Source organism: Rubrivirga sp. S365 (assembly GCF_032248475.1).
Classification (GTDB): Bacteria; Bacteroidota; Rhodothermia; order Rhodothermales; family Rubricoccaceae; genus Rubrivirga; species Rubrivirga litoralis.
Genome location: NZ_JAVTTN010000006.1, coordinates 1 through 10,291 on the forward strand (window position 1 = coordinate 1; position 10,291 = coordinate 10,291).

10 protein-coding genes are annotated in these 10,291 nt (G+C 64.5%); 7 read left to right on the forward strand and 3 right to left on the reverse strand.

Annotated features, from left to right (window positions below; translation table 11 throughout):
- Positions 1 to 1,070: 1,070 nt before the first annotated feature.
- The gene (locus tag RQM47_RS16650) at positions 1,071 to 1,421 is read right to left on the reverse strand and encodes a type II toxin-antitoxin system RelE/ParE family toxin (RefSeq protein ID WP_314009811.1); all 351 of its coding nucleotides are present in this window, start codon (positions 1,419 to 1,421) and stop codon (positions 1,071 to 1,073) included.
- Positions 1,422 to 1,666: 245 nt separating this feature from the next.
- On the opposite strand from RQM47_RS16650, the gene RQM47_RS16655 reads away from it, so the two are divergent.
- The 3 genes from RQM47_RS16655 to RQM47_RS16665 all read left to right on the forward strand — a co-directional run bounded on the left by RQM47_RS16655 (position 1,667) and on the right by RQM47_RS16665 (position 5,038).
- A complete protein-coding gene (locus RQM47_RS16655; protein ID WP_314009812.1) occupies positions 1,667 to 2,254 on the forward strand; it encodes a plasmid mobilization protein in 588 nt (195 codons plus the stop codon).
- 418 nt (positions 2,255 to 2,672) lie between these two features.
- Positions 2,673 to 3,092, forward strand: a complete 420-nt coding sequence (locus RQM47_RS16660; protein ID WP_314009814.1) for a hypothetical protein — start codon at positions 2,673 to 2,675, stop codon at positions 3,090 to 3,092.
- A 479-nt stretch (positions 3,093 to 3,571) separates the two neighbouring features.
- A complete protein-coding gene (locus RQM47_RS16665) occupies positions 3,572 to 5,038 on the forward strand; it encodes a hypothetical protein (protein ID WP_314009816.1) in 1,467 nt (488 codons plus the stop codon).
- 599 nt (positions 5,039 to 5,637) lie between these two features.
- On the opposite strand, the gene RQM47_RS16670 is transcribed toward RQM47_RS16665, so the two are convergent.
- Both RQM47_RS16670 and RQM47_RS16675 read right to left on the reverse strand, forming a co-directional pair.
- On the reverse strand, positions 5,638 to 5,979 hold the full coding sequence (locus tag RQM47_RS16670; RefSeq protein WP_314009818.1) for a helix-turn-helix transcriptional regulator: 342 nt from the start codon (positions 5,977 to 5,979) through the stop codon (positions 5,638 to 5,640).
- A gap of 18 nt (positions 5,980 to 5,997) precedes the next feature.
- Entirely contained in the window at positions 5,998 to 6,348 is a 351-nt protein-coding gene (locus RQM47_RS16675; RefSeq protein WP_314009811.1) for a type II toxin-antitoxin system RelE/ParE family toxin, read from the reverse strand.
- 245 nt (positions 6,349 to 6,593) lie between these two features.
- Here RQM47_RS16675 and RQM47_RS16680 point away from each other — a divergent pair, with 245 nt between their 5' ends.
- The 4 genes from RQM47_RS16680 to RQM47_RS16695 all read left to right on the forward strand — a co-directional run.
- Positions 6,594 to 7,181, forward strand: coding sequence for a plasmid mobilization protein (locus tag RQM47_RS16680; protein ID WP_314009812.1), 588 nt, complete (start codon positions 6,594 to 6,596; stop codon positions 7,179 to 7,181).
- Positions 7,182 to 7,599: 418 nt separating this feature from the next.
- Entirely contained in the window at positions 7,600 to 8,019 is a 420-nt protein-coding gene (locus RQM47_RS16685) for a hypothetical protein (RefSeq protein WP_314009814.1), read from the forward strand.
- 479 nt (positions 8,020 to 8,498) lie between these two features.
- Positions 8,499 to 9,965, forward strand: a complete 1,467-nt coding sequence (locus RQM47_RS16690; protein WP_314009816.1) for a hypothetical protein — start codon at positions 8,499 to 8,501, stop codon at positions 9,963 to 9,965.
- A partial coding sequence (locus tag RQM47_RS16695) for a hypothetical protein (protein WP_314009820.1) occupies positions 9,956 to 10,291 on the forward strand: 336 nt, incomplete at its 3' end. The genes RQM47_RS16690 and RQM47_RS16695, both read left to right, overlap by 10 nt.

A 10,291-nucleotide genomic window follows, 5' to 3' on the forward strand; every position in this document is an offset into this window, starting at 1 on the left:
GGGCGCAACGGCGATACAATGGGTTCTACTTCACCCGATCTATGCCGTGCAGTACGCTTGGTGACTACCAGACGTGCAGCACGTGCAACTGAAGTTCCACCTTGTCTGGCTCGTGTTCTGGCTGCCGCGGTCGTCGCCGCGGCAGCCACAGAGATGCGCGCCAGCGGCCATCCCTCTCTTAGAGACCGCTCAGGTAGGAGGCATGGAACCTGCGCGAGAGCCGGACACAACGACACCAGAGGAGGGCGAACTGGTTTTCTCTTCGGTCACATCAGACCTTCCTGCTAGCCTCGGTGGTAGGTGAGGACCGGAGGTCGTTGTCCGGATTACAGAACGTGGGCACCGCCACGGGCTCGTTGGACCTAGCTGCTGATGCTGTTAATAGTATACGCCGGTCCGACGTCTGTAGAGATGCCTCCGCCTACAGACAGCGAGGTCATTATGGGGGTTCTATCTTCGTGACTCAAATGCCCGTGGTCCCCGCTATCGGTAAGGGGGCTCGCCCTTTCGCCTGGGGAAGAACGGGCTTTAGATCCTCTATCCCCTGCCTGTGACAATCCCCCTCGGGACTTACTTCTATGCGTGCCTGTGTAGCGGTTCGCACAGGAGCAAATGCGACAAAGGCTTGATCTATGCGCTGATCGACCTCTGAGATCGTAAGGTGAGACTGCTGGCAACATCCGCGTGACTGAAGTACAGTGTCGTTACGCTGCCGAGGCGCGAGACAGTGGTGTCTGCATCACATTGCACCTCAACTTGACGCCAACCCGGGCCAACATTGGTACACCAACGCATCAATCGTAAAGCGGTCGAGCTTGCCCCGCACTAGGTCCGAGACGCGCGGCTGGCTCACTTCCGAACCGCTCGGCCGCCTCCGTCTGAGTGATCCCCTCGGCCTCGATATAGCGGTCGAGCTCGATAGCAAGCCTGGACCGAAGCTGAAGGTTGGCCGCCTCCTCGGGCTCGAACCCAAGGTCGAGGAACACGTTGCCCGACCCGTGGACGATGGGGAGCTCGGGGGTCGAAGGGAGACGGCCGGGAGGCGTGCTCATGGGTACGGGGGCGTGGGGTTAGAGTCCGTTCTCGGCCCGCTGGCGGACGAGGTTCTTGTAGCGGGTGCGGCCCAGGTCGAGATCCGCCCGGGCCGTCTTCTGGCTCTTCTTCTCGAACACGTGGAGCACGTAGACGGCCTCCTCGAAGCGGGCGACGTAGAACGACCGGAACGCCCGGCCGGCGTCTCGAACCCGGACCTCGAAGACGCCGGCGCCGACGGTTGGCATCGGCTTGAAGTCGTCGGGCGGCTGTCCGGTCTGGACGCGGTCGAGCTGGTAGCCGATCTCCCGACAGGCGCCCGCCGGGAGGCCGCGCACGTCGTCGAGCGAGGAGCCGATCCAATCGACGGGCTTGGGAGGGTCGGGCATGGACACCGGATATACAAAAATAAATATACACCATCTCCGGCCCACCGGCTGAGCCGTCGGGATTTTTGCATACAGCAAAACCGCGGATTGTATTTTGGCAAGTAATGTTTTCCTTTACAGGAAAACGTCCGCCCCCCTCGGCTCCGCCGCTGGGCGCGTCCCCTGATGAGCATTCGCAGTCGGCCTCCGGCCGATGCTCAAGCTGGACTCCCGAACCCTCCCCGCGCCGCTGGCGGCGCGCTGCCATGACCGAACCGACCGCCCGCCCCGACGACGCCGGCGACAGCTCCGCCAGCGCGGGCGCCCCCAGCAGCGACGCGCCCCCCGAGCCCCGCCGCTACGACCCCGCCGACGGGCCGGGCAACGACTCCATCGAGGGGTGGACCACCGACGACCCGTGGCGGCCGTACACGTCCGAGGAGGCCCGCCGCGTGCGCAAGCGGAAGGCCCGGGGCGGGCGGCCCAAAAAGGACCCGGCCAAGAAGCGCTCCGCTCAACTCCACGTCCTGCTCACGCCCGCCGAGCGCGACCGGGTCAAGGAGTGGGCGGCCTCGACTCACCTCTCGGTGAGCGACTACGTCCGACGTCGCACGCTGGGCCAGCCCATCGCCAACCGGATCGACCTAGCCGCGCGGGGGGAGCTGAACCGGATCGGGACCAACCTCAACCAGATCGCCCGCGCCGCCAACCAGGCCGGCCAGGTCGAGCTGGGCGCCGAGGCGCGGGCCGTCTTCGAGGAGGTCACGCAGGCGGTTCGGGCGCTGAAGCTGCCCGCGCCGGAGCCCGAGCAGATGCCGCACTACCCGTTCAAGCGGATCGACACCGGCGAGTGAGCCCGCCCCGGGCGCCCGCCCGGCCAGACGGGCACGCGGACCGTAAGCGGCCCGCCTGAGCGTGGCGGCGCTGCCCGAGGAGTGTGAGCGGCACGCGGCCCCGCTGGCGGCGATTGCAGCGAGGAAGGGCCACGAGGGGAGGGCTGGCGCTCGGCTGGCGCGTCGGAGGCCACGCATAAACGGTACACCTTCCCGTCAGAGGCCCCTGGCTGGACCTGTGCTGCGCGCGAGTTCTGAACCCGGCTCGGAGTGCCCCCGGAAGCTGGCCGCGCTCCTAGAGGCTCTGAGCGCGCCGGACGGCCCGGCCTCCGCCACGGACGCGAGGAACGGGGTAGCTTGACGGCCCCTCCACAAACGGAGCGCGCCCCGATCCCTTCCAGCCGGCAAGCAAGGAGGATCGAGGCGCGCGCACTATCCGATGGCTAAAGCTACATCGGGCGGCGACGCCCGTTCCATCCCCGGTCCCGAGGCCGGCGATTTCCAGGGCTTCGACCCGCCCCGCCAGAACTGGTTTAAGACACCGACGGCCCTAATCGAACGGCTTCCTGAGATCACGTCACAGGGCGAGCTGGCGGTCGTGCTCTACTGCATCCGACACACCTGGGGCTGGCACCAATCGTCTCAGAGGATCACCCTCGATGAGTTCGAGCACGGGCGCAAACGCAAGGACGGCTCCCGAATGGACGGCGGCGTGAGTATGGCAAACACCTCGATCATCCGAGGCTTGAAGCGAGCCATTGAGCACGGCTTCCTCGACGTGACCGAGGACGGAATCGACGGTGGCCGGATGACCAAGCGGTACGCCGTTCGCGTGGGCGGCCTGCCTGCCGACGACTGAGGCTAGCCCGAGCCGGAGTGCCTAGAGCTATCCACAAAAGCCCGTGGAGCGCGAGGGTTGCCCTATGGCGATTCGCCATAGGTGCTGTGGCAGATCGCCACAGGTCCCCCTTAAGTAGATCAAAGACACTTAGTGAAAGACAGAGGCGTGGACAGTGTGGAAAACTCCACAGTCGAACCGGACCGCTTCTTTCGAGACGCCGGCCAGGTGGCCGGCGCCAGGTGTTATCACGGTGCCCTCGACAGACCGTTTTTGCGTGGACTGAGGCGCGAGCCCCCGCCAGCCTCAATCGCTGAACCCGCGGCCACGGGCAAACCCGCCTCTGCAGCCTCTCAGCAGGGGCACCCCGCCGGTCTAGTTGCGATAATCAGACTTCTAGGAGGTCGCCACTCAGTAGCGAAATCGCAGGGGGCGGATGAAGTGCTGGAACTGGATTTTGAAGAAGCGTTCAAGCCTACCCCCTGCTTCCCACCACCCCCATGATCCGTTCGTCACGCGCCTGCGCCGTCTTGGCTTTCGGCCTCCTTCTGACTTCCGGCTGCGACACCTCAGATTCCAACGTAGAGACCCAGAACGACGTATTCACTCCCGACGCCAGCCTAGCAACGGCTGATGCCGTCCTACTCGCTCAGGCAGGAGCGAAGCAGACCGAAGTCAGGGACCTAGATGGCATGTTTGTAGCCCTGAATGGGCGGATGCGAGGGCTCGGCGGATTCCATTTCGAGGACGACGGCCGGGCGTTAGTCGTGACGATGAAACCCCGTCCGGGCAACGGGAACAACAAGCCCGACAAAGCCAAGCGCCAGTTGCTCAAGGAAATGGGTCGACTCGTCGGCGCAGCCCACTTGATGCCGGCCGTGGAGGCGGCGACGCCACACATGGCCGAGGGCACCTACGACTTTGTCGAACTTCAGGCTTGGCGTCAGATGATTCTCGACGGCGGCCTTGCTCCCTTCGTCACTTTCCTTGACAACGACGAGGTCCAAAACCGCCTCGTTCTAGGAGTCGATCCGGGTACCTCCTTGACGGACGCTCAGGCCTTCCTCGGCAGGGCCGGCGTTCCGCTGGAGGCTGTGGTCGTGGAGGAAATCGCCGAGCCCATACTCGCGGCGGCCCCATCCTCCATCCTTAGTTCGTACGCCGGTAACAGCACGACGGCTAGCTCCGGTCGGATCGGGGGGGTCAAGATCGAAACCTCTTTGAGATCGGGCTTCACCAACACCTGCACCATCGGTTTCAATGTCGTCGACGGTACGACCGGCGAGAGAGGATTCCTCACAGCCTCCCACTGTACACAGTCCTCGGGAGTAGGCGGCGTGAGTGGCACGCGGTTCTGGCAGCCCACCTATTCGTCGAGCGGACTCGGCTACATCGCTACGGAGCGGGTCGACCCCTCTCCCTACCTCACCTCGACCACAGACAGCCAGTGCCCCAGCGGCGCTCGATGCCGGTACTCCGACGCCGCATTCATTCGATACGAGAATCAGTCAGCTTCGGCGAACACTCTCGGCGCTATCGCGCGGACTACGGGGTACTCTACGGGCAGCCCCGTGTTTACGGTCAATTCGTCGAACCCCGAGTTCGTCGTGACGAGTGAGACGGGCTTCCCCGCAGCAGGTCAAGTCGTGAGCAAGATGGGAGCCAGGTCCGGATGGACGACGGCGACGGTTGGCTCACGTTCATGTGCGCTTGGTCGGTCGCAGGGGACATATATAACCTGCACGTATGCGGCGAACACCACGTTCGGGCAGACTGCCGTCGACGAAGGTGACAGTGGGGCTCCAGTGTTCATCCTTGGCAGCACTCTTCCGAATGGGCGGACCTCCGTCAGCGCAACGGGACTTGTGTGGGCCGTCGATAGCGGGCGCAATGGGTTCTACTTCAACCCGATCTATGCCGTGCAGTACGACCTTGGTGACTACCAGACGTGCAGCACGTGCAACTGAAGTTCCACCTTGTCTGGCTCGTTCTGGCTGCCGCGGTCGTCGCCGCGGCAGCCACAGGATGCGCGCCAGCGGCCATCCCTCTAGAGACCGCTCAGGTAGGAGGCATGGAACCTGCGCGAGAGCCGGACACAACGACACCAGAGGAGGGCGAACTGTTTTCTCTTCGGGTCACATCAGACCTTCCTGCTAGCCTCGTGGTAGGTGAGGACCGGGAGGTCGTTGTCCGGATACAGAACGTGGGCACCGCCACGGTCTCGTTGGACCTAGCTGCTGATGCTGTTAAAGTATACGCCGGTCCGACGTCTGTAGAGATGCCTCCGCCTACAGACAGCGAGGTCATATGGGGTTCTATCTTCGTGACTCAAATGCCCGTGGTCCCCGCTATCGGTATGGGGCTCGCCCTTTCGCCTGGGGAAGAACGGGCTTTAGATCCTCTATCCCTGCCTGTGACAATCCCCTCGGGGACTTACTCTATGCGTGCCTGTGTAGCGGTTCGCACAGGAGCAATGGCGACAAAGGCTGATCTATGCGCTGATCCGACCTCTGTGATCGTAAGGTGAGACTGCTGGGCAACATCGCGTGACTGAAGTACAGTGTCGTTACGCTGCCGAGCGCGAGACAGGGGTCTGCATCACATGCACCTCAACTTGACGGCCAACCCGGGCCAACATTGTCACCAACGCATCAATCGTAAAGCGGTCGAGCTTGCCCCGCACTAGGTCCGAGACGCGCGGCTGGCTCACTCCGAACCGCTCGGCCGCCTCCGTCTGAGTGATCCCCTCGGCCTCGATATAGCGGTCGAGCTCGATAGCAAGCCTGGACCGAAGCTGAAGGTTGGCCGCCTCCTCGGGCTCGAACCCAAGGTCGAGGAACACGTTGCCCGACCCGTGGACGATGGGGAGCTCGGGGGTCGAAGGGAGACGGCCGGGAGGCGTGCTCATGGGTACGGGGGCGTGGGGTTAGAGTCCGTTCTCGGCCCGCTGGCGGACGAGGTTCTTGTAGCGGGTGCGGCCCAGGTCGAGATCCGCCCGGGCCGTCTTCTGGCTCTTCTTCTCGAACACGTGGAGCACGTAGACGGCCTCCTCGAAGCGGGCGACGTAGAACGACCGGAACGCCCGGCCGGCGTCTCGAACCCGGACCTCGAAGACGCCGGCGCCGACGGTTGGCATCGGCTTGAAGTCGTCGGGCGGCTGTCCGGTCTGGACGCGGTCGAGCTGGTAGCCGATCTCCCGACAGGCGCCCGCCGGGAGGCCGCGCACGTCGTCGAGCGAGGAGCCGATCCAATCGACGGGCTTGGGAGGGTCGGGCATGGACACCGGATATACAAAAATAAATATACACCATCTCCGGCCCACCGGCTGAGCCGTCGGGATTTTTGCATACAGCAAAACCGCGGATTGTATTTTGGCAAGTAATGTTTTCCTTTACAGGAAAACGTCCGCCCCCCTCGGCTCCGCCGCTGGGCGCGTCCCCTGATGAGCATTCGCAGTCGGCCTCCGGCCGATGCTCAAGCTGGACTCCCGAACCCTCCCCGCGCCGCTGGCGGCGCGCTGCCATGACCGAACCGACCGCCCGCCCCGACGACGCCGGCGACAGCTCCGCCAGCGCGGGCGCCCCCAGCAGCGACGCGCCCCCCGAGCCCCGCCGCTACGACCCCGCCGACGGGCCGGGCAACGACTCCATCGAGGGGTGGACCACCGACGACCCGTGGCGGCCGTACACGTCCGAGGAGGCCCGCCGCGTGCGCAAGCGGAAGGCCCGGGGCGGGCGGCCCAAAAAGGACCCGGCCAAGAAGCGCTCCGCTCAACTCCACGTCCTGCTCACGCCCGCCGAGCGCGACCGGGTCAAGGAGTGGGCGGCCTCGACTCACCTCTCGGTGAGCGACTACGTCCGACGTCGCACGCTGGGCCAGCCCATCGCCAACCGGATCGACCTAGCCGCGCGGGGGGAGCTGAACCGGATCGGGACCAACCTCAACCAGATCGCCCGCGCCGCCAACCAGGCCGGCCAGGTCGAGCTGGGCGCCGAGGCGCGGGCCGTCTTCGAGGAGGTCACGCAGGCGGTTCGGGCGCTGAAGCTGCCCGCGCCGGAGCCCGAGCAGATGCCGCACTACCCGTTCAAGCGGATCGACACCGGCGAGTGAGCCCGCCCCGGGCGCCCGCCCGGCCAGACGGGCACGCGGACCGTAAGCGGCCCGCCTGAGCGTGGCGGCGCTGCCCGAGGAGTGTGAGCGGCACGCGGCCCCGCTGGCGGCGATTGCAGCGAGGAAGGGCCACGAGGGGAGGGCTGGCGCTCGGCTGGCGCGTCGGAGGCCACGCATAAACGGTACACCTTCCCGTCAGAGGCCCCTGGCTGGACCTGTGCTGCGCGCGAGTTCTGAACCCGGCTCGGAGTGCCCCCGGAAGCTGGCCGCGCTCCTAGAGGCTCTGAGCGCGCCGGACGGCCCGGCCTCCGCCACGGACGCGAGGAACGGGGTAGCTTGACGGCCCCTCCACAAACGGAGCGCGCCCCGATCCCTTCCAGCCGGCAAGCAAGGAGGATCGAGGCGCGCGCACTATCCGATGGCTAAAGCTACATCGGGCGGCGACGCCCGTTCCATCCCCGGTCCCGAGGCCGGCGATTTCCAGGGCTTCGACCCGCCCCGCCAGAACTGGTTTAAGACACCGACGGCCCTAATCGAACGGCTTCCTGAGATCACGTCACAGGGCGAGCTGGCGGTCGTGCTCTACTGCATCCGACACACCTGGGGCTGGCACCAATCGTCTCAGAGGATCACCCTCGATGAGTTCGAGCACGGGCGCAAACGCAAGGACGGCTCCCGAATGGACGGCGGCGTGAGTATGGCAAACACCTCGATCATCCGAGGCTTGAAGCGAGCCATTGAGCACGGCTTCCTCGACGTGACCGAGGACGGAATCGACGGTGGCCGGATGACCAAGCGGTACGCCGTTCGCGTGGGCGGCCTGCCTGCCGACGACTGAGGCTAGCCCGAGCCGGAGTGCCTAGAGCTATCCACAAAAGCCCGTGGAGCGCGAGGGTTGCCCTATGGCGATTCGCCATAGGTGCTGTGGCAGATCGCCACAGGTCCCCCTTAAGTAGATCAAAGACACTTAGTGAAAGACAGAGGCGTGGACAGTGTGGAAAACTCCACAGTCGAACCGGACCGCTTCTTTCGAGACGCCGGCCAGGTGGCCGGCGCCAGGTGTTATCACGGTGCCCTCGACAGACCGTTTTTGCGTGGACTGAGGCGCGAGCCCCCGCCAGCCTCAATCGCTGAACCCGCGGCCACGGGCAAACCCGCCTCTGCAGCCTCTCAGCAGGGGCACCCCGCCGGTCTAGTTGCGATAATCAGACTTCTAGGAGGTCGCCACTCAGTAGCGAAATCGCAGGGGGCGGATGAAGTGCTGGAACTGGATTTTGAAGAAGCGTTCAAGCCTACCCCCTGCTTCCCACCACCCCCATGATCCGTTCGTCACGCGCCTGCGCCGTCTTGGCTTTCGGCCTCCTTCTGACTTCCGGCTGCGACACCTCAGATTCCAACGTAGAGACCCAGAACGACGTATTCACTCCCGACGCCAGCCTAGCAACGGCTGATGCCGTCCTACTCGCTCAGGCAGGAGCGAAGCAGACCGAAGTCAGGGACCTAGATGGCATGTTTGTAGCCCTGAATGGGCGGATGCGAGGGCTCGGCGGATTCCATTTCGAGGACGACGGCCGGGCGTTAGTCGTGACGATGAAACCCCGTCCGGGCAACGGGAACAACAAGCCCGACAAAGCCAAGCGCCAGTTGCTCAAGGAAATGGGTCGACTCGTCGGCGCAGCCCACTTGATGCCGGCCGTGGAGGCGGCGACGCCACACATGGCCGAGGGCACCTACGACTTTGTCGAACTTCAGGCTTGGCGTCAGATGATTCTCGACGGCGGCCTTGCTCCCTTCGTCACTTTCCTTGACAACGACGAGGTCCAAAACCGCCTCGTTCTAGGAGTCGATCCGGGTACCTCCTTGACGGACGCTCAGGCCTTCCTCGGCAGGGCCGGCGTTCCGCTGGAGGCTGTGGTCGTGGAGGAAATCGCCGAGCCCATACTCGCGGCGGCCCCATCCTCCATCCTTAGTTCGTACGCCGGTAACAGCACGACGGCTAGCTCCGGTCGGATCGGGGGGGTCAAGATCGAAACCTCTTTGAGATCGGGCTTCACCAACACCTGCACCATCGGTTTCAATGTCGTCGACGGTACGACCGGCGAGAGAGGATTCCTCACAGCCTCCCACTGTACACAGTCCTCGGGAGTAGGCGGCGTGAGTGGCACGCGGTTCTGGCAGCCCACCTATTCGTCGAGCGGACTCGGCTACATCGCTACGGAGCGGGTCGACCCCTCTCCCTACCTCACCTCGACCACAGACAGCCAGTGCCCCAGCGGCGCTCGATGCCGGTACTCCGACGCCGCATTCATTCGATACGAGAATCAGTCAGCTTCGGCGAACACTCTCGGCGCTATCGCGCGGACTACGGGGTACTCTACGGGCAGCCCCGTGTTTACGGTCAATTCGTCGAACCCCGAGTTCGTCGTGACGAGTGAGACGGGCTTCCCCGCAGCAGGTCAAGTCGTGAGCAAGATGGGAGCCAGGTCCGGATGGACGACGGCGACGGTTGGCTCACGTTCATGTGCGCTTGGTCGGTCGCAGGGGACATATATAACCTGCACGTATGCGGCGAACACCACGTTCGGGCAGACTGCCGTCGACGAAGGTGACAGTGGGGCTCCAGTGTTCATCCTTGGCAGCACTCTTCCGAATGGGCGGACCTCCGTCAGCGCAACGGGACTTGTGTGGGCCGTCGATAGCGGGCGCAATGGGTTCTACTTCAACCCGATCTATGCCGTGCAGTACGACCTTGGTGACTACCAGACGTGCAGCACGTGCAACTGAAGTTCCACCTTGTCTGGCTCGTTCTGGCTGCCGCGGTCGTCGCCGCGGCAGCCACAGGATGCGCGCCAGCGGCCATCCCTCTAGAGACCGCTCAGGTAGGAGGCATGGAACCTGCGCGAGAGCCGGACACAACGACACCAGAGGAGGGCGAACTGTTTTCTCTTCGGGTCACATCAGACCTTCCTGCTAGCCTCGTGGTAGGTGAGGACCGGGAGGTCGTTGTCCGGATACAGAACGTGGGCACCGCCACGGTCTCGTTGGACCTAGCTGCTGATGCTGTTAAAGTATACGCCGGTCCGACGTCTGTAGAGATGCTCGCCTCGCAG

What these genes read in the sequence shown, in the direction of transcription:
- RQM47_RS16650 (WP_314009811.1), bottom strand. Translation starts at nt 1,421, where the DNA reads ATGCCCGACCCTCCCAAGCCCGTCGATTGGATCGGCTCCTCGCTCGAC.
- RQM47_RS16655 (WP_314009812.1), top strand. Translation starts at nt 1,667, where the DNA reads ATGACCGAACCGACCGCCCGCCCCGACGACGCCGGCGACAGCTCCGCC.
- RQM47_RS16660 (WP_314009814.1), top strand. Translation starts at nt 2,673, where the DNA reads ATGGCTAAAGCTACATCGGGCGGCGACGCCCGTTCCATCCCCGGTCCC.
- RQM47_RS16665 (WP_314009816.1), top strand. Translation starts at nt 3,572, where the DNA reads ATGATCCGTTCGTCACGCGCCTGCGCCGTCTTGGCTTTCGGCCTCCTT.
- RQM47_RS16670 (WP_314009818.1), bottom strand. Translation starts at nt 5,979, where the DNA reads ATGAGCACGCCTCCCGGCCGTCTCCCTTCGACCCCCGAGCTCCCCATC.
- RQM47_RS16675 (WP_314009811.1), bottom strand. Translation starts at nt 6,348, where the DNA reads ATGCCCGACCCTCCCAAGCCCGTCGATTGGATCGGCTCCTCGCTCGAC.
- RQM47_RS16680 (WP_314009812.1), top strand. Translation starts at nt 6,594, where the DNA reads ATGACCGAACCGACCGCCCGCCCCGACGACGCCGGCGACAGCTCCGCC.
- RQM47_RS16685 (WP_314009814.1), top strand. Translation starts at nt 7,600, where the DNA reads ATGGCTAAAGCTACATCGGGCGGCGACGCCCGTTCCATCCCCGGTCCC.
- RQM47_RS16690 (WP_314009816.1), top strand. Translation starts at nt 8,499, where the DNA reads ATGATCCGTTCGTCACGCGCCTGCGCCGTCTTGGCTTTCGGCCTCCTT.